This window comes from Microbacterium pseudoresistens (assembly GCF_013409745.1).
In the GTDB taxonomy this organism is placed as follows: Bacteria; Actinomycetota; Actinomycetes; order Actinomycetales; family Microbacteriaceae; genus Microbacterium; species Microbacterium pseudoresistens.
The window spans coordinates 862857-880021 of record NZ_JACCBH010000001.1 but is presented as its reverse complement, the minus strand read 5'-3'; the positions used below and the strand labels follow the sequence as shown (position 1 = coordinate 880021).

17 protein-coding genes are annotated in these 17165 nt (G+C 68.8%); 6 read left to right on the top strand and 11 right to left on the bottom strand.

Annotated elements, in window-relative coordinates:
* Positions 1 to 50: 50 nt before the first annotated feature.
* Positions 51 to 956, bottom strand: coding sequence for an aldose 1-epimerase family protein (locus BKA02_RS04275; protein ID WP_179431606.1), 906 nt, complete (start codon positions 954 to 956; stop codon positions 51 to 53).
* Positions 957 to 1213: 257 nt separating this feature from the next.
* Here BKA02_RS04275 and BKA02_RS04270 point away from each other — a divergent pair, with 257 nt between their 5' ends.
* The gene (locus tag BKA02_RS04270) at positions 1214 to 3394 is read left to right on the top strand and encodes a DEAD/DEAH box helicase (RefSeq protein ID WP_179431604.1); all 2181 of its coding nucleotides are present in this window, start codon (positions 1214 to 1216) and stop codon (positions 3392 to 3394) included.
* A 147-nt stretch (positions 3395 to 3541) separates the two neighbouring features.
* On the opposite strand, the gene BKA02_RS04265 is transcribed toward BKA02_RS04270, so the two are convergent.
* Together BKA02_RS04265 and BKA02_RS04260 are read right to left on the bottom strand one after the other, a co-directional pair.
* Positions 3542 to 4207, bottom strand: coding sequence for an HAD-IA family hydrolase (locus BKA02_RS04265; RefSeq protein ID WP_179431602.1), 666 nt, complete (start codon positions 4205 to 4207; stop codon positions 3542 to 3544).
* Between the two features lie 39 nt (positions 4208 to 4246).
* A complete protein-coding gene (locus BKA02_RS04260) occupies positions 4247 to 5290 on the bottom strand; it encodes an Rv2578c family radical SAM protein (protein ID WP_179431600.1) in 1044 nt (347 codons plus the stop codon).
* Positions 5291 to 5388: 98 nt separating this feature from the next.
* Between BKA02_RS04260 and BKA02_RS04255 the strand changes: the two genes are divergently transcribed.
* The gene (locus BKA02_RS04255; protein ID WP_343045340.1) at positions 5389 to 6342 is read left to right on the top strand and encodes a M15 family metallopeptidase; all 954 of its coding nucleotides are present in this window, start codon (positions 5389 to 5391) and stop codon (positions 6340 to 6342) included.
* Positions 6343 to 6515: 173 nt separating this feature from the next.
* Positions 6516 to 7679: an acyl-CoA dehydrogenase family protein gene (locus tag BKA02_RS04250; RefSeq protein WP_179431598.1), complete on the top strand. Its 1164-nt coding sequence runs from the start codon at positions 6516 to 6518 to the stop codon at positions 7677 to 7679.
* Positions 7680 to 7726: 47 nt separating this feature from the next.
* On the opposite strand, the gene BKA02_RS04245 is transcribed toward BKA02_RS04250, so the two are convergent.
* Entirely contained in the window at positions 7727 to 8302 is a 576-nt protein-coding gene (locus tag BKA02_RS04245; protein ID WP_179431596.1) for a PadR family transcriptional regulator, read from the bottom strand.
* 85 nt (positions 8303 to 8387) lie between these two features.
* On the opposite strand from BKA02_RS04245, the gene BKA02_RS04240 reads away from it, so the two are divergent.
* From BKA02_RS04240 to BKA02_RS04230, 3 genes are read left to right on the top strand one after another with little or no spacing between them, the layout of a single operon-like run.
* Positions 8388 to 9038 (top strand): class II aldolase/adducin family protein, encoded by a 651-nt coding sequence (locus BKA02_RS04240; protein ID WP_179431594.1) that lies wholly within the window; start codon positions 8388 to 8390, stop codon positions 9036 to 9038.
* Positions 9039 to 9055: 17 nt separating this feature from the next.
* A complete protein-coding gene (locus BKA02_RS04235) occupies positions 9056 to 9964 on the top strand; it encodes a VOC family protein (RefSeq protein ID WP_218844442.1) in 909 nt (302 codons plus the stop codon).
* Entirely contained in the window at positions 9964 to 10173 is a 210-nt protein-coding gene (locus BKA02_RS04230; protein ID WP_179431592.1) for a tautomerase family protein, read from the top strand. The genes BKA02_RS04235 and BKA02_RS04230 overlap by 1 nt, the downstream gene beginning before the upstream one ends.
* A gap of 83 nt (positions 10174 to 10256) precedes the next feature.
* On the opposite strand, the gene BKA02_RS04225 is transcribed toward BKA02_RS04230, so the two are convergent.
* The 7 genes from BKA02_RS04225 to BKA02_RS04195 are packed head-to-tail and all read right to left on the bottom strand — an operon-like array spanning position 10257 to position 17112.
* Positions 10257 to 11150, bottom strand: a complete 894-nt coding sequence (locus BKA02_RS04225) for a fumarylacetoacetate hydrolase family protein (protein WP_218844440.1) — start codon at positions 11148 to 11150, stop codon at positions 10257 to 10259.
* A gap of 3 nt (positions 11151 to 11153) precedes the next feature.
* Entirely contained in the window at positions 11154 to 12053 is a 900-nt protein-coding gene (locus BKA02_RS04220) for a VOC family protein (RefSeq protein WP_179431590.1), read from the bottom strand.
* 29 nt (positions 12054 to 12082) lie between these two features.
* A complete protein-coding gene (locus tag BKA02_RS04215) occupies positions 12083 to 13576 on the bottom strand; it encodes an aldehyde dehydrogenase (RefSeq protein ID WP_218844438.1) in 1494 nt (497 codons plus the stop codon).
* A complete protein-coding gene (locus BKA02_RS04210; protein WP_179431588.1) occupies positions 13573 to 14373 on the bottom strand; it encodes a 2-keto-4-pentenoate hydratase in 801 nt (266 codons plus the stop codon). Before BKA02_RS04210 ends, BKA02_RS04215 begins: the two co-directional genes overlap by 4 nt.
* Positions 14370 to 15410 carry a 4-hydroxy-2-oxovalerate aldolase gene (gene dmpG, locus BKA02_RS04205; protein WP_179431586.1) on the bottom strand — a complete coding sequence of 347 codons (1041 nt, stop codon included), beginning with the start codon at positions 15408 to 15410 and terminating at the stop codon, positions 14370 to 14372. The genes BKA02_RS04210 and dmpG overlap by 4 nt, the downstream gene beginning before the upstream one ends.
* Positions 15407 to 16303 carry an acetaldehyde dehydrogenase (acetylating) gene (locus tag BKA02_RS04200; protein ID WP_179431584.1) on the bottom strand — a complete coding sequence of 299 codons (897 nt, stop codon included), beginning with the start codon at positions 16301 to 16303 and terminating at the stop codon, positions 15407 to 15409. The genes dmpG and BKA02_RS04200 overlap by 4 nt, the downstream gene beginning before the upstream one ends.
* On the bottom strand, positions 16300 to 17112 hold the full coding sequence (locus BKA02_RS04195) for a 2-keto-4-pentenoate hydratase (protein WP_343045339.1): 813 nt from the start codon (positions 17110 to 17112) through the stop codon (positions 16300 to 16302). Before BKA02_RS04195 ends, BKA02_RS04200 begins: the two co-directional genes overlap by 4 nt.
* Between the last annotated feature and the right edge of the window lie 53 nt (positions 17113 to 17165).

Sequence of the window (17165 nt, the reverse complement as noted above, 5' to 3'; positions counted from 1 at the left end):
CGAGCTGGCGGAGCCAGACGAGATTCTGCTCGGGGCGCCGCCCGCTCCCCTCACTCCGCCGAGAGCGTGATCCCCCACTCGAGCGTCCACGCCTCGCCGGGTGCGAGTCGGCGCAGTCCGCGGCCGGAGTTGAAGGCCTCGGCGGGTGCGGTCATCGGCTCGATCGCGACGGCGAGCTCCTGCCCCGGATACCGCGGCGTCGTGTACACCTGCACGTAGTCGAACCCGGCTCCCTGCCAGAGCGCCGCGGTGCGCCCGTCGGGAGCGGTGAGGCTCGTGCGGGCGCGGTCGTCGGCGCCGCGGCGCAGGGTGGCGAAGCCGGTGTCGAGCTGCACCTCGCCGAGAGGGCGGCCCGCACGAAGATCCGTGCCGCCCGAAACCGGCGATTCGCCGACGGGCAGCATCCGGTCGTCGGTCTCGAAGAACGACTCGGCGGGGATGCGCAGCACGAGCCCTCGCGGATCGGTGTCGCCGATCGTGACATACGGATGCACGCCCAGCGCGACCGGGGCATCCGTCGCCGAGCGGTTGACGACCTCGTGCGCGACGCGAATGCCGTCATCCTCGAGCGTGTAGGTCACCGCCGTGTCGAGCAGGTAGGGGTACCCGGTCTGCGGCACGACCGTCGCGCGCAGAGTCGCCGTGTCGTCGGAGTGCTCTGCGATCTCGTACGCGGCGAAGCGCAGCAGGCCGTGGCTGGCGTTGTGCAGCTTCGGCTCCGTGATCGCCAGGGCGCGCTCGGTGTCGCCGTCGCGCCAGACGCCGTCGCGGATGCGGTTGGGCCACGGCACGAGCACGACGCCCGCGCACATCGGGGCGGGCTCGTCATCGGGGTAGGGCGGCACGACGGTGGTTCCCGCGACGACGAGATGGCGCAGCGATGCGCCGACCTGGGCGATGCGGGCCGACACGCCGCCTCTGTGGAGGAGGACCTGCTGACCGGTGGGCGAGTGCATGCCGTCATCGTACGACCGGTCGCTTCCCAGGCGGCCCGGCTAGACTGCACTGGTCGGCTTCGGGCACCCGCCATGGCGGGATCGTTCGAGCACGTGTGAGCCCAGGGGCCGATGGTGAGCCCGGTGCATCCGCCGTGCGCATGATCCATCACTATGAATGGCCCCCGGCCGACGACAGTCCGGGTATGTCCGTGCCCCGCGCGACCCGCGGCGCGCGGCGCTGTTCTCGTGCAAGAGAACCAGACGAAGGACACCCCATGCCCAAGAACCACAAGCCCCGCGGCGGTCGCCCCGCCGCCAACTTCGAGCCGCGCTACGCGAAGAAGACGCCGTTCCACGACCGCCACACCGGGGGAGCGCGTCGCGACGACCGCAGCGCCCGTGACGGCGGCGGACGTGACGGCGCGGGCCGCGAAGGCGCTGGTCGTGACGGCGCCGGGCGGTACGAGCGCGCCGATGCGCGCCCCGGCAGCCGTTCGCCCAAGCACCGCGGCTACCGCCCCGCCGACGACGCGCCGAAGCGGCGTTGGAGCGCGCAGGAGAAGGCCGGTCGCGATGAGGCCCGCGGCATCCGCGGCCGCGCCGAGTCGGGACGCGTCGATGCGCCGCACCGTCGCGACGACCGCTTCGGGCGCGAGGACCGCCGCACCGAGCGCCCGCGCTTCGACCGCGACCGTCGCGACGACCGCACGCGCTTCGAGCGGGACGACCGTCGTTCCGGCGCCGACCGCCGGGCCGAGCGCCCCCGCTTCGAGCGGGACGACCGTGCGCGTCAGGACCGTCCGCGCTACGAGCGGGATGATCGTGCGCGGTTCGACCGTGATGATCGGAACCGTCAGGATCGCCCGCGCAACGACCGTGACGACCGGCGCTCCGAGCGCCCCCGGTTCGATCGTGATGATCGGAACCGTCAGGATCGACCCCGCCATGAGCGGGACGACCGTCGGTCCGACCGCCCCCGCTTCGAGCGGGATGACCGGAATCGCCAGGACCGCACGCGCTTCGAGCGTGACGACCGTCGGCCCGAGCGCCCCCGCTACGATCGTCCGCAGCGCGACGACCGGTTCGGACGGGGCGACCGCCGTGCCGACCGTCCGTCGCGTCCGGGCCGTGAGACGCGTCCGAGCCGCGACGACTGGCACCGCACATCGGCTCCGGCCGCGGCACCGATCGAGGATGTCGTGCACGAGCGCCTGCAGGCGCAGGCCGTGCAGGCCGCCGAGGTCGCCGATGTGAGCTTCGCCGATCTGGGGCTGGGTTCGAACATCGCCGAGACACTGGCGAACATGGGCGCCCAGACGCCGTTCCCCATCCAGGCCGCCACGATCCCGGCGATCCTCGAGGGGCGCGATGTGCTCGGCCGCGGCCGCACCGGATCCGGCAAGACGATCGCCTTCGGCGCACCTCTCGTCGAGAGCATCCTGAAATCGCAGGCGGGCAAGAAACGCGAGTTCGGCCGGTCGCCGCGCGCGATCATCCTCGCGCCCACGCGCGAGCTGGCGCTGCAGATCGATCGCACCGTGCAGCCGATCGCGCGCAGTGTCGGCCTGTTCACGACGCAGATCTACGGCGGCGTGCCGCAGGCGCGGCAAGTGGGCGCGCTGAAGAAGGGCGTCGACATCGTCATCGGCACCCCTGGCCGCATCGAAGACCTCATCGAGCAGGGAAAGCTCGACCTGTCGGATGCCCGCATCGCCGTGCTCGACGAGGCCGACCACATGTGCGAGCTCGGTTTCGTCGAGCCCGTGCAGCGCATCCTCCGCGCGACGGGCACCGGGCTGCCCGATGGCACGGCGAGCCAGAAACTCCTGTTCTCCGCGACGCTCGACCGCGAGGTCGCCTCGCTCGTCGACGAGTTCCTCGTCGACCCGGCGGTATACGAGGTCGCCGGCGAGGACCAGGACTCGAGTAGCATCGAGCATCGCGTGCTCGTGATCGATCACCGCGACAAGGCCGACATCCTCACCTCGCTCGTTGATCGCGAGGGGAAGACGCTCGTGTTCTCGCGCACCCGCGCGTACGCCGAGATGCTCGCCGAGCAGTTCGAGGATGCGGGCATCCCCACCGTCGCGCTGCACGGCGACCTCAACCAGGGCCGGCGCACGCGCAACCTCGCGCGCATGACCTCGGGCAAGGTGAACGTGCTCGTGGCGACGGATGTGGCCGCGCGCGGCATCCACGTCGATGACATCGATCTGGTGGTGCAGGCCGATGCGCCCGACGAGTACAAGACGTACCTGCACCGCTCCGGTCGCACCGGCCGTGCCGGTCGCGCCGGACGCGTGGTGACTCTCATCACGCGCCAGCGCCGTCGCCGGATGACGGAGCTGCTCGACCGCGCTGAGATCGAGGCGCCGTTCGACGAGGCCCGTGCGGGCGACGACGTGGTCGAGGAGATCGCCGGGCGCCTGCCGTCCGATGCCGACCTCACGGCCTGACTCGGCCCCGCCCCTCCCGGCTCACACCGCCGGGCGGGGCGAGCACGGCTGACGTGAAGGGTCACGTCGTCGTGCACGTCGGGTCCGTTTCGGTCGGCTGCACCGCGAACATGCGGATGGATCGGTCCGATAGCCATAGCTCTCGGACTACGAGTAGAAGTGCGTGAGTTCGTCGAGCGTCGTGATCCGCGTGAGGTCGTCGCCCGTGTATGCGTCATCACGATCGAGCAGAACGGCGCGCATCCCGGCCTTGAGCGCGCCGTGCGCATCATTCTCGATACTGTCGCCGACCATGACGATGTCGGCTGCGGCTCGTCCGAGTGCGGAAGCAGCCGCTTCGAATGCGCCCGGGTGAGGCTTGCCGTACGGCAGGTCGGATGAGCAGACGATCGCGTCGAAATACGGGGCGAGTCCGAAGCGATCGATTTTCTGCATCTGTTGAGTGCGATCACCGTTCGTGAGGACCCCGAGCGCGACTCCCGCATCTTTCAGACGGTCCAGACATGGAACGGCATCGGCGTACAACGCCCAGCCGGCCTCGTACCGCCACAGATACCCGGCGAAAAGCTCATCGGCCTCGTCGTCCTCGAGCTCGCGTTCGAGAAGTCCGCGGACGCGTTCCCGACGCTGTCCCTGAAACGAGATCTCGCGCGCCTGGTAGCGAGCGTAGTGACGCGATGACAGCGCCGCCCATCGCTCGACGATCGCGTCGGTCGGAAGGCCGAGCTCAGCGCCCCACTCGCGGACGGCCGGCGCCGATGCCGATGCCTGATCGATGAGCGTCGCATCGAGGTCGAACAGGATCGGAGTCACTGAGTCAGTCTGCCAGCATGGACGCGGTCGCCACGCCGTTCAGAACAGCATCGGCTGCGCCGTCGGCGCGCTCGAGGTGAGCACGGCGGGTTGGGTGAGCGTGCGAGCCGGGGTGTCGTCGCCGGAACGCCGCGCCTCGAGCCTGTGTGCGCGGATGAGCGGGCGCACCCGCTTCGCGAGCCACTGCCGGTAGGCCTTGGGCGCCTCGGCGGCGGCTCCGGGATACAGTGCGCGGTACGACGGCAGCAGATCGGGGCGATGCTGCGAGAGCCACTGCATGAACCACGGCTTCACGCCGGCGCGCAGGTGCAGGGCGCCGTAGATCGCGTGGTCGGCGCCGGCGCCGCGGATCCGGGTGAGCGCCTCGTCGATCGCCGGGATCGAGTCGGTGAGGTGCGGCAGGATCGGCATGAGGAAGACTCCCACCCGGAACCCGGCGTCCGACAGGGCGCGCACGGTATCGAGGCGCGCCTGTGTCGTAGGAGCTCCCGGTTCGATGGCGGCGCGCAGCTCCTCGTCGAATACCGCGATCGAGAGCTGCACATCCACAGGAATGGTCTGCGCGGCCTCGGCCAGCACCGGGATGTCGCGCCGGATGAGCGTGCCCTTCGTCAAGACCGACAGGGGCGTGCCCGACTCCGCGAGCGCGCGGATGACGCCGGGCATGAGCCGATACCGCCCCTCGGCGCGCTGGTAGGGGTCGGTGTTCGTGCCGAGCGCCACGGTCTCGTGCTTCCAGGATCCGCGCCGCAGTTCCTTCCGCAGCACGTCGACGAGGTTGACCTTGACGACGATCTGCGAATCGAAGTCGCGGCCCGCATCCAGATCGAGGTACGTGTGCGTGCCCCGCGCGAAGCAGTATGAGCATGCATGACTGCAGCCGCGGTAAGGGTTGATCGTCCACTGGAACGGCATGCGCGAAGGGCCGGGGACGTGGTTGAGCGCCGATTTCGCGAGCACTTCGTGAAAAGTCATCCCGGCGAACTCGGGCGTCGTCACCGTGCGCAGGAACCCGGTGCGGTTCTCCATACCTGGAAGCGCCGACTCGTCGACGTCGGTGATCCGTTGTCCTTGCCATCGCATGTCGGTATTCGAACATAGCATCGAATGCATGTCAACAGAGAATAGTGAGAATCTTCGAAGATCGGCATTCTTGGAGCCAATCGCGACAGAATGGTGCGGTGACCTTCCCGAAGCACCCCGTGGCGCGCCATGCCGTGGACGGATCGGCGAAACTTCGCCTGTTCGTGCCCCTCGGCCTGGCGGTCACCGCGATCGGGATCGTATGGGCGCTCGCCGGAGGCTCGACGGCCGAGGCCGATGGTGCGGCGGAGGCGGCGGTCATGGTCCCGCGCCCGGCGGTGGCGAAACAGCTGCCGGCCGTGGAGCGCGAAGAAGCTGCGACCGTCGCGCCGTGCACGGATCCTGCCGTGCAGGCCGCGCTTGCGTCGGGCGATGACAACGCCGCGGTGGCGGCTTTCGGCGGTGGGGCGGCGTTCCAGAGCGCCGTCGCCTCCGGCAACGCGCCGTGCATCGATCTGGGCGATCCCACCCGGTTGTGGCTCGTCGTCAACAAGACCCGACCGTTCACCCCGCTCGAGTACGGTCCTGCCTCGCTCGCGTCGCCTGCGCTGGTCAGCGACAGCGCCGCGGGCCCGCTGCGCAGCGATGTCGCCCAGGCGCTGGATGCGATGTCGGCGGCCAGCGACGCCGCCGGCGTCGGAGAGCTGGGGCTGGGCAGCGGTTACCGCTCGTACCAGATGCAGATCGACACGTATCGCGGGCAGGTGGGCATGTACGGCCAGGCTGAGGCAGATGCGCAGTCCGCCCGTCCGGGATTCAGCGAGCACCAGAGCGGGCTCGCGGCCGACGTCGAGCAGTGCATCTGGGGCGAGTGCAGCGGCATCCTCGACTTCGGCGACACCGACGCGGGGCAGTGGGTCGCCGAGCATTCGTGGGAGTACGGCTTCATCGTGCGCTACGTCGAGGGTCAGACACCGGCCACCGGGTACGATCCGGAGCCGTGGCACCTGCGCTACGTGGGCACGGAGATCGCCGCCGCCTATGCTCAGGGCGGATACGGATCGCTCGAGCAGTTCTTCGGACTGCCCGCCGCGCCCGACTACCTCGGCTGACCGCGCATCGGTGGGGATCACTGCGCATCCGCACCTCTGGAGCGTTTCCACAATCGTGGAACCCGGTGTCACCGATCGCGGGATGCATTCCCACAATCGACTCTCGCTCGCGTCGTCGCACCGGCCTAGAATCTCGGTGCGACGACGCATTTCGACTGTTGTGAGGAGCGGGCATGGAACGCGACATCTACGAAGAGGACCACGAGGCATTCCGCGACGTGGTGAAGGACTTCGTCAAGCACTACGTGAGCACCGAGAGCATCGAGAAGTGGGAGGCCGCGGGCGAGATCGACCGCGACACCATGCGAGCCGCGGGGGAGTCGGGTCTGATCGGACTCTCCGTCCCCGAGGAGTTCGGCGGCGCGGGCATGCTGCAGGACTACCGCTTCCGCACCATCGTCATGGAGGAGATCATCGCCGCCGGCGCCGGTTCGCTGGCGGGCGCCTTCGGCATCCAAGACGACCTTGCCGTCCCCTACCTCGTGCACATGGGCACGCAGGAGCAGAAGGAGAAGTGGCTGCCGAAGATGGCCACCGGCGAGGTGCTCGGCGCGCTCGCCATGACCGACCCGGGTGCGGGCTCCGATCTGCGCGGCATCAAGACCAACGCGAAGAAGGTCGACGGCGGGTATATCCTCAACGGCGCCAAGACGTTCATCTCGTCGGGCACCACGGCCGACATCGTCGTCACCTTCGTCAAGACCGGCGAGGGCAACCGCCCCGACGCGTTCAGCCTGCTGATCGTGGAGAAGGGGATGGAGGGCTTCGACCAGGGCAAGAAGCTCAGCAAGATGGGCTTCCACGGCTGGGATACCGCCGAGCTCAGCTTCACCGACGTGTTCGTGCCGGATGAGAACCTCATCAGCGGCAAGGAGGGCCAGGGATTCATCCAGCTGATGATGAACCTGCCGCTCGAGCGGCTCTCGATCGGCGTGGCCGCCGCGGCCGCCGCGCAGGCCGCCACCGATTGGACCATCGCCTACACGAAGGACCGTGAGGCGTTCGGCGAGCGGATCGCCGACTTCCAGAACACGCGCTTCCGCCTGGCCGACATGGTCACCACGACCGAGGCGATGTGGGCGTACGTCGATCGTGCGCTGAAGGCCTATCAGGAGGCGAGGCTCACCGCCGAGGACGCCGCGAAGGTGAAGTTCTGGGCGACCGAGCGCGAGTGGGAGGTGCTCGACATGGGCGTGCAGCTGCACGGCGGCTACGGCTACATCATGGAGTACCCGATCGCCCGCGCCTTCACCGACGCCCGCGTGCACCGCATCTACGGCGGCACGAACGAGATCATGCGCGACCTCGTCGGCCGCCAGATCGCCGGCAAGCGCTGACGGTTTCGGTCGGTCTCGCCCACGCGGATCCGGTGGGCTCCATCCCTCTAGTTGGTGTGCACGAGCTCCAGGGTTTCCTGGCACCATTGTTGCCGCAACTTTCCCTGCCTGATGAGGTAGTCGAAGACATGCGCTTTGAGCTCGGAGATGCGCCGATGGTCTTGAGCCGGACGATTCTTGAGGCGTTCCGTTAGTAACGGCGTTTCCTGAGCTAGCAACATTGCTCGGTGCGCAGACCACTGTTCGATGCGATCTTGCAGTTCAGTGATGTGCTCTTCCAAAACGGCTTGTGCATTCTCCGGCTCCGAGAGATCGAAAAACAAGGCCTTGAGCAGGAGTCCGTCGCGTTGGCTTGGCTCCTCATGTGGCTCGCCCAGCCACCGACGCAGTTCGGTCAGCCCGGTCGGAGTGATCGAATACTCCGTACGGCGCTGGTGCTTGCCGCGCAGTTGGTGTTCGCCCTCAACCCATCCTGAGTCCTCGAGCTTGCGCAGGAGCGGATAGATCTGGCTCTGCGGCGCAGTCCACACCCATCGGGCCGTGGACTCGAAGAAGCGGGTTAGCTCGTACCCGGTCATCGGCCGGGCCTCGAGCACCCCCAGGATGGCGTGCGGCAGAGACATGCCGCGACACTATCGCGAATACTGCTCTCTAGATATTTCTATTCATACAGATATAGTGATGCCTATCAGGGAGGATGGAGACGGGATGGGCTCAATCGAGGAGCGACTGCTTGAGGCGGCAGCCGTCGTCGCCGGCGCCGGCCTTGTCGACGCGTTCGGCCACATCTCCATCCGAGACGGCGACGAACTGCTCATCACCGCACCGGTGCCGCTGGCGTTCCAGACACCCGAACAGCTCGTGCGCATCCGCATCGACTGCTCGGAGCTGCCGCTCGGCGCACCGAAGGAGGCCTGGATCCATCTGGCGATCGCACGCGCGCATCCGGCGACGGGAGCCGTTTGCCGTGCACAGCCGCGCGCCGTCGCCAAGGCCGTCGCCGCCAGGCGAGCGCTGCGCCCTCTTGACGGCCAGGGAGCGCTGCTCGGCCCGCACGTGCCTGTGCACGCCGACTCGCGTCTCATCCGGGACAGGGTGTCGGCCGACGCGGTGGTCGACGCGCTGCACGACGCACCCGCCGTCGTGCTGTACGGCAACGGCGCGGTGACCCACGGCGCAGACGCCGCGGCCGCCGTGGCACGCATGTGGCTGCTCGAACGGAGCGCCGAGCTGACCCTCGCCGCCCCGGAAGAGACGGAGCTTCCCGCTGATCAGCAGGCGTGGTGGCGGGAGCGCGACTCGGAGCTGCTGCCGCGCATCTACGAGCACCTCGTGCGCACGCACGCGGCATCCGGATGAAGACAGAGAAGGGATCGATGATGATCGAGCTGACAGACATCGCCTACGTGCGATCCGGGACGGCCGACGCGAAGGAGGCCGTGCGGTTCGCGACCGAGATCGTGGGCATGGAGTACCAGGGCGCGGACGACGGCGTGCACTATCTGCGCGCCGACCACCGCCACCACTGCCTCGCCTTCGTCGAGGGGGAGTCCGGCGTCCTCAGCTCGGGGCTCTGCGTCGCCGACAGCGACGCCCTGACCCGAGCCGAAGCGCACCTGGAGCTCTCGGGCATCCGCACGGTGCGTGGCACGCCCGAGGAGGCGCGTTCTCGACGGGTCCGAGAGTTCGTCAGCTTCGACGACCCCTGGGGCAACAGGTTCGACCTCGTGGTCGACCAGTTCTCGGATGCCAACGCCGTGCAGTTCAGCCGGCGCGCCGGCATCGTCGAGTTCGGACACCTCTGCGTCGACGCACCCGACGTGCGCGCGGCCTACGAGTGGTGGAGCACGCACTTCAACATCAAGATCAGCGACTGGATCGGCGAGTGGGCAGCGCTCATGCGCTTCGATCCCGTGCACCACAAGCTGGCGGTGTTCAAGGGCTCGCAGCCGGGTCTGTGCCACATCAACTTCCAGGTCGAGAGCATCGACGACGTGATGCGCAGCTGGAACTTCCTGCTCGAGAAGGGCGTCGAGATCGAGCAGGGCCCCGGCCGGCATCCGCAGTCGACCGCGATCTTCATCTACTTCAAGGGACCCGAGGGCCTGACTTACGAGTACTCGTACGGCGTGCGCCTCATCGAGGACGACGACTGGGTGCCCCGCTACTTCGATCCAGAGCACCCCAAGTCGATCGACATGTGGGGCGGGGCCACACAGCGCGTGCAGACCCAACCCCAGGTGCGCCGCCCGCTCGAGGCCGCGACCTCGCTGCAGGACGCCTGATGCCGATCATCCAGATCTCGATCGCGCAGGGTCGCACGTCGCAGCAGTTGCGGACGCTGATGGGCGAGGTGCACGACGCGGCGGTGCGTGCGCTCGATGCGCCGCCCGCGAGCGTGCGGGTTCTGGTCACCGAGGTACCGCCGACCCAGTGGCTCTCGGGAGGGACGACCCTCTTCGAGCGCGCCGCAGAGGACACGGGCCGCGCCTGACTCGAAACCGCCGAGGCCGCACCCGCCGACGCGGATGCGGCCTCGGCGAGAGGTCGCGGATTCAGAACATCGCTGGGCCGGCCTCAGACACCGACGATCTTGTTCTCGATGGCGCCGATCCCTTCGATCTCCGCGCGCACCCGCGCACCGTCGCCGAGGAAGTCCTGCCGCGGCATGCCGACGCCGGCCGGCGTTCCGGTGAGGACGACGTCCCCCGGTTCCAGCGTGACCCATCTGCTCGCGGCCGAGATCAGCCGCGCGACCGGCACCACCATGTCGGAGGTCGACGAGTCCTGCTTGATCACCCCGTCGACGCTTAATCGCATCGCCAGTTCCTGCGGGTCGTCGATCATCCACGCCGGCACGACCCCCGGCCCGAGCGGACACGAGTCGTCGAGCGCCTTGTGCCCGAGCCAGTCCCACGCGAACGGCGCCTGCACAGCCGACGGCCGGGGGAATCGCGCGCGCGCCGAGAGATCGTTCGACACCGTGTACCCCGCCACGACGCCCGGCGCCTCGTCGGGCGCGACGTCCCTGGCGCGGCGGCCGATGACCGCCGCCAGTTCGATCTCCCAGTCGAGACCGGCGTGCGCCAGGTCGGGAACGCGGACGTCGTCGAACGGCCCGACCACGGTCGTGGTGGGCGGCTTGAGGAAGAAGAACGGGGGCGCGGCCGGATCGGGCGTCGCCGTGCCCATCTCCGCAGCATGGTCGTAGAAGTTCGCGCCCGCGCACAGCACCTTTCGGGGGAACGTGATCGGCGCCGCGAGCTCGGCGCCGATCACCAGCGGGAGCGAGTGGACGTCGAGATCGCGAAGCTGCGTCGACCACCGCTCCCAGTCGTCGAAGATGTCGACGGCGACCAGCGGCCAGCCGGCCGGCAGCGCGCGCACGGACCCGTCCATCAGGATGCCGGCTCGGACGCGCATCTCCCCCGGCATCCGGTACTGCGCGATGGACCAGTTCGGCGTGGCCACGGCTCAGTGCTCCAGCAGAGCGGGATTGATGGGTCCCCAGCTGTTCACGGCTGCGGCATCCACCTCCCACGTCTTGGGGTACTGCGGGAACGAGTCGTGCCAGGGCCGGGGCTCGAAGTAGCCGCGCTGCTCGTCGACGATCGTGTCGAGCTGCGTGAAGAGCTCGACCAGGTTGCCGTCGGGGTCGTGGTGGTAGGTGAAGACGTTGTGGCCGGCTCCGTGGCGCCCCGGCCCCCACTCCAGACGCACATCGTGACGCGCCATGTGATCCAGCATCGTCTGCAGGTGGTTGAGGTCGCGCATCTCGTAGGCGATGTGGTGCTGCCCCGTACGGGTCTTCGATGCCATGAAGTTCGCGGCGTGGTGGTCGGCGTTGCACCGGAGGAAGACGAAGAAGTCGCCGATCGTGTCAGACCATCTGAAGCCCAGCAGGTTCTGATAGAAGTCCTGCAGCGGCCCCAGCTCCGGCACGAACGCAGCGATGTGGCCGAGCTTGGTCGGACGCAGCGGCGTGTAGCCGTCGATCCCGCTGCCGGCCTGTGCGTCGTAGAGGTGGATCGGCGTGCCGGTGAGCGGTTCGTTCACGACGAGCAGCTCCGGCGTGTAGGGAGCGAAGTCGCTGCGGCGCTGGACCTCGAACCCGGCATCCCGAAGGCGACGCTCGGCGTCGGCGACGCTCTCCCGGATCTGGTAGCCGACCGCGGTGCGGGCCTGGGGGGCCTCCGACTTCCTGATGACCACCGCGTGATGGTCGAAGTCGGGCGTGAGATACGCCTCGTCGGCGTCGCGGTCCACCAGCACGAAGTCGAGGACGTTCGTGTAGTAGTCGATCAGGCGATCCATGTCCTTCGTCTGGAACTCGACGTAGCCGAGCTTCGAAACGGTCGCGGGAGTGGTGTTCATGATGTCCTTTCGACGGATGCTGCAATGTCTCAGTGCGCGGGCCGGCTCATCTGCATCACGACGGCCTTCGGTTCGGTGAAGAACTCGCGGCTGAAGTTGCCGCCCTCGCGTCCGACGCCCGATGCCTTGGCGCCGCCGAACGGCGCGCGCAGATCGCGGACGAAGAAGCAGTTCACCCATACCGTGCCGACCACGAGCGCAGCCGAGACCCTGTGCGCGCGGGTCAGGTCCTCGGTGAAGACCATCGCGTTCAGGCCGTAGGGGCTGTCGTTGACCTCGCGGATCGCCTCGTCCTCCGTGTCGAAGGGGGTGATCGTCACGATCGGACCGAAGATCTCCTCGCGCTGATGCGGCGAGTCGCGATCGGGCTCGACGACCACGGTCGGCGTCACGAACCAGCCCTCGCCGAGCTCTCCGCCGATCTGGCGCCCGTTCGACTCCGGGATCGAGTCGAAGTAGCCGCGCACCTTCGTGTAGTGCGCCCCGCTCGAGAGCGGGCCGATCTGCGTGACCGGGTCCTTGGGATCGCCGACCACCATCGCGTTCGCAGCCGCCGCGAAGCGGTCGACGAACTCGTCAAGCAGCGGTCGCTCGACGTAGATCCGACTGCCGGCCAGACACACCTGACCGGCGTTGGTGAAGACGGCGCGGATCGACCAGTCGATCGCGTTGTCGAGATCCGCGTCCTCGAACACGACATTCGCGCCCTTGCCGCCGAGCTCGAGGCTCACCGGCACCAGGTTCGCCGATGCCGCCCTGGCTATGGCCTTCCCGGTCGTCGATTCGCCGGTGAAAGTGATCCGGTCGACGTCGGGGTTCCCCGTCAGCGCCTCTCCGACCGAATCGGGACCGTAGCCGTGCACGACGTTGAAGACCCCTGGCGGGATGCCCGCCTCCAGCGCGAGGCGAGCCATGATCGTGGCCGACACCGGGGAGTCCTCCGCGGGCTTGAGCACCACGGTGTTGCCCCAGGCCAGCGCGGGAGCCACCTTCCAACTCTCGAGCATCATCGGGAAGTTCCACGGTGCGATGGCGACCACGACTCCGGCGGGATCGAAGCGCGTATAGGTGTGGTGCCCGGAGTCCATGGGCAGCACTTCGGCCGGGGTGAGGGCCGCGTGATCGGCGAAGAAGCGGAAGTTCAGGGCCGTGCGCGGCACATCGTTGCCCCTGCTCTGCGTGATCGGCTTGCCCATGTCGTGGGTGTCGGCCATCGCGAGTTCGTCCGCGTGCTCCTCGATGAGGTCGGCGAAGCGATGAATCAGCTCGCGGCGGCGCCCTGCAGACATCCGGGGCCACGGGCCCTCGTCGAAGGCGCGACGGGCCGCCGCCACGGCGAGTCCGGCGTCGACGGCGGTTCCCAGGGCGACCTGGGCCCAGGGCTCCCGCGTGTAGGGGTCGATGCTGGGGAACACGTGACCGCTGCGGGAGGGCACCTCCTCGCCGTCGATGACGTGGCCGACGAAGGGCAGGCCGTCGTCGGAGACGGACGATCCGGCTGCGCCGGGGACGGTGATGCTCATGAGTGACCTCCGATACTGAGGGAAAGCGACCCGAGATGGGTGAAGCGGACGGCGACGTCGTCGCCGGGCTCGATCGCGACGGCGTCGGTGAGACCGCCGGTCAGGACGATCGCACCCGCCTCGATGGCACCGCCGCGGCGATCGAGCTCGTTGGCCGCGAGCGCGAGCGCCTCGGCGGGATGGCCCTGCACGGCCGCTCCGGTCGCCGTGTCGACGACCTCGCCGTTGCGAAGCAGGACCGCGGCCTCGAGCCAGAGATCCAGCCCCTCGGGTGAGATTCCGTCAGGGGAGATCAGGTACCTCGCACTCGACGCGTTGTCCGCGACGACGTCCGGAAGCGCGAAGCTGAAGTCGGCGAACCGGCTGTCGATGATCTCGAGTCCCGCGTGGACGCTGCGCACCGCGGCGAGCGCGGTCGCCGCGGTGACCCCAGGCCCGGCCAGACGCTCGCGCATGACGAACGCGATCTCGGGCTCCACGCGCGGATGGATGAGCTCCGTCGCATCCAGTGGCGCCCCAGTCGGGATCGCCATCGTATCGGTCAACACGGCGGTGAGGGGCGACGATATCCCCATCCGCAGCTGTTTGGCCCGCGACGTGAGGCCCAGCTTCACGCCGACGACCGTCTGCCCGGCTGCGACCTTGCGCTCGATGAGCACTCGCTGCGCCTCGTACGCGATCTCCAAGTCGAGCTCGGGATGGACGTCCGTGATCCGCCCGCCGTCGCGGCGCTCGGTCTCGCGCTCCAGCAGCTCATGGGCGATGCGGTCGACGACCGACGGGTCGAGGGCGCTCATCGCGCAGCCGCCAGTTCGATGGCGACGTCGATGATCATGTCCTCTTGGCCGCCGACGTATCCCGCTTCGCCGACCCGCTTGAGGATCTGGTACGCCGGCACGTCATAGCGCTTGGCGGCCCGTTCGGCGTGCAGCAGGAAGGAGTTGTATACTCCGTACCTGCCCTGGACGATGGACGCGCGGTCGGCCACGGGCATGCGGCTGACGAGCGGCCGCAGCACCTCCTCGGCCGCGGCGAGCATCAACTCCTCGTCGATCCCGGTCGGCACGCCGAGCGCGCTGAACACGGCGGTGAGCACCTCGCTGGGCGAATTGCCTGCGCCGGCGCCGAGCGCGCAGAGCGTTCCGTCGATCTGCCGGGCGCCGGCCTCGTACGCGGCCAGCGAGTTCGCGATGCCGAGGGAGAGGTTCTGATGTCCGTGGAAGCCGACCTCGGCGTCGTCCCCCAGTTCCTCGACGAGAGCGGCGACGCGAGCGGACGCCGTGTGAGGCATCAGTGCGCCGGCGGAGTCGACCACGTAGACGCACTGGCAGCCGGCATCCGCCATGATCCTGGCCTGCGCGGCCAGCTCATCGGGTTCGATGCGGTGCGCGAGCATGAGGAAGCCGACCGTCTCCATGCCGAGCTCGCGTGCTGCGCGGAAGTGCTGGATCGACACGTCGGCCTCGGTGCAGTGCGTCGCGATGCGGGCGACCCGCGCGCCGACGCCGTGCGCCTCTCGCAGGTCCGCCACCGTGCCGAGGCCCGGCAGCATCAGCACCGCGATCCGCGCACGCTCGACCTCGTCGACGGCCGCCGCGACGAGGTCGATGTCGCGCACGAGGCTGAAGCCGTAGTTGAACGAGGAGCCGCTGAGGCCGTCGCCGTGCGTGACCTCGATCACCGGCACACCCGCGCGATCGAGAGCGCCGGCCACGTCGAGCACCTGGCGCTCGGTGAACCGATGGCGCACCGCGTGGCTTCCGTCGCGGAGCGTCGTGTCGGTGATGCGCACGCCCTCGCGCCGAACGCCGGGCCGGGTGATCGCTTCGCTCATGCCAGAGCCTTTCTCGAGGAGGCGAGCAGCTCGCCGACGCGCATGGCCGCCGCGGTCATGATGTCGAGGTTCCCCGCCCACGGCGGCAGGTAGTCGCCGTTGCCGGTGACCTCGAGGAACACCGCGACCCGGCCGTGGCCGTCCCACAGGGGCGACGGATCGTCGAACTGGGGATCGCTGCGCAGACGGTAGCCGGGGACGTACCGCTGCACCTCCTCCACGCGCAGATGGATGGCCTCTGCCACCGCCTCGCGATCGACATCCGGCTCGAGCGAGCAGAAGACGGTGTCGCGCATGATCATGTCGGGCTTGACCGGGTTGAGGATGATGATCGCTTTGCCGCGTTCCGCGCCACCGACGCGCTCCAGCGCGTGAGCGGTGGTCTCCGTGAACTCGTCGATGTTCGCCCTCGTGCCCGGGCCGGCGGACCGTGATGAGATCGACGCCACGATCTCGGCGTAAGGCACCCGGGCGACGCGGGATACGGCGTCAACGATGGGGACGGTGGCTTGTCCGCCGCACGTGATCATGTTGAGGTTTCGCGCGTCGGCGTGCTCACCGAGGTTGACGGCGGGACACACGAACGGCCCGATCGCGGCGGGCGTGAGATCGATGGCGACGATGCCCGCGTCGGCATATCGCGGTGCGTTCGCGGCGTGGGCGCTGGCGCTGGTCGCCTCGAACACGAAGTCGGGCAGCCGGTCCTGCCCCAGCAGCCAGTCCACTCCTCCGGCGGTGGTGGTGACGCCCAGCCCCGCGGCACGGGCGAGGCCGTCGGACGCAGGATCGATGCCGACGAGCGAATGCACTTCGAGCGCGTCGCTGCGCAGCAGCTTGATCAGCAGGTCGGTGCCGATGTTCCCGGATCCGACGATGGCGGCGGTGGGGTTCATGAGTTCTCCTCGCTGTCGTGCGACGCGGGAGCGACGCGGGCGTCGACGGTTCCGAGTCCGGCGAATGCGGCGGTGACCCGGTCGCCCGGCGCCACCGGGACCGCGGCGGTAATCGAACCGGACATCACCACCGACCCTGCCGGCAGGGTGCGGCCGAAGCGGCCGAGCTGGTTGGCCAGCCACAGCAGACCGTTGATCGGATGCCCCAGCACCGCGGCACCAGCGCCGGATGCCACCACCTCGCCGTTCTTGGTAACGACGCAGCCGAGCAGGCCGAGATCGACGGCGTCGAGCGCGACGGGGACTTTGCCCAGCAGCAGGGCGCCCGACGAGGCGTTGTCGGCGATGGTGTCGGCCAGTCCTATGCGCCAGTCGGCGATGCGAGAGTCGATCAACTCGATCGACGCGATCGCGTAGTCGACGGCGCGTACGGCGTCGATGATCGTGAGACCGGGGCCGGACAAGTCGTCCTTCAGCACGAAGGTGACCTCCGGCTCGACCCGGGGGGCGATGAAGCGCTCGGCGTTGATGGGAGCGGTGTTGTCGAGAACCATGTCCTGGTAGAGGTGGCCGAAGTCCGGGGAGGCCACGCCGAGCATCCGTTGCATGGCCTTGCTGGTCAGCCCGACCTTGAATCCGATCAGATGCCGTCCGGCGCGATCCCAGGCCCGCACCTGGTGCTCCTGCACCCGGTACGCGTCCTCCAGGGTCAGTTCTGGGTACCGCGAGGTCAACGGCGCGATCGGGACGCGGCTCGCGGCCGCGGTCATCAGCTCCTCGCCGAGCTCGGCGTACGGCAGATCTGTCACTTCGACTCCTTCGTCGCCCGGCTCGCGCTTGGGCGTGGTTGGAGTATGGATGC

What these genes read in the sequence shown, in the direction of transcription:
- BKA02_RS04210 (WP_179431588.1), bottom strand. Translation starts at nt 14,373, where the DNA reads ATGAGCGCCCTCGACCCGTCGGTCGTCGACCGCATCGCCCATGAGCTG.
- BKA02_RS04270 (WP_179431604.1), top strand. Translation starts at nt 1,214, where the DNA reads ATGCCCAAGAACCACAAGCCCCGCGGCGGTCGCCCCGCCGCCAACTTC.
- BKA02_RS04260 (WP_179431600.1), bottom strand. Translation starts at nt 5,290, where the DNA reads ATGCGATGGCAAGGACAACGGATCACCGACGTCGACGAGTCGGCGCTT.
- BKA02_RS04200 (WP_179431584.1), bottom strand. Translation starts at nt 16,303, where the DNA reads ATGAACCCCACCGCCGCCATCGTCGGATCCGGGAACATCGGCACCGAC.
- BKA02_RS04275 (WP_179431606.1), bottom strand. Translation starts at nt 956, where the DNA reads ATGCACTCGCCCACCGGTCAGCAGGTCCTCCTCCACAGAGGCGGCGTG.
- BKA02_RS04220 (WP_179431590.1), bottom strand. Translation starts at nt 12,053, where the DNA reads ATGAACACCACTCCCGCGACCGTTTCGAAGCTCGGCTACGTCGAGTTC.
- BKA02_RS04230 (WP_179431592.1), top strand. Translation starts at nt 9,964, where the DNA reads ATGCCGATCATCCAGATCTCGATCGCGCAGGGTCGCACGTCGCAGCAG.
- BKA02_RS04215 (WP_218844438.1), bottom strand. Translation starts at nt 13,576, where the DNA reads ATGAGCATCACCGTCCCCGGCGCAGCCGGATCGTCCGTCTCCGACGAC.
- BKA02_RS04245 (WP_179431596.1), bottom strand. Translation starts at nt 8,302, where the DNA reads ATGTCTCTGCCGCACGCCATCCTGGGGGTGCTCGAGGCCCGGCCGATG.
- BKA02_RS04250 (WP_179431598.1), top strand. Translation starts at nt 6,516, where the DNA reads ATGGAACGCGACATCTACGAAGAGGACCACGAGGCATTCCGCGACGTG.
- dmpG (WP_179431586.1), bottom strand. Translation starts at nt 15,410, where the DNA reads ATGAGCGAAGCGATCACCCGGCCCGGCGTTCGGCGCGAGGGCGTGCGC.
- BKA02_RS04235 (WP_218844442.1), top strand. Translation starts at nt 9,056, where the DNA reads ATGATGATCGAGCTGACAGACATCGCCTACGTGCGATCCGGGACGGCC.
- BKA02_RS04240 (WP_179431594.1), top strand. Translation starts at nt 8,388, where the DNA reads ATGGGCTCAATCGAGGAGCGACTGCTTGAGGCGGCAGCCGTCGTCGCC.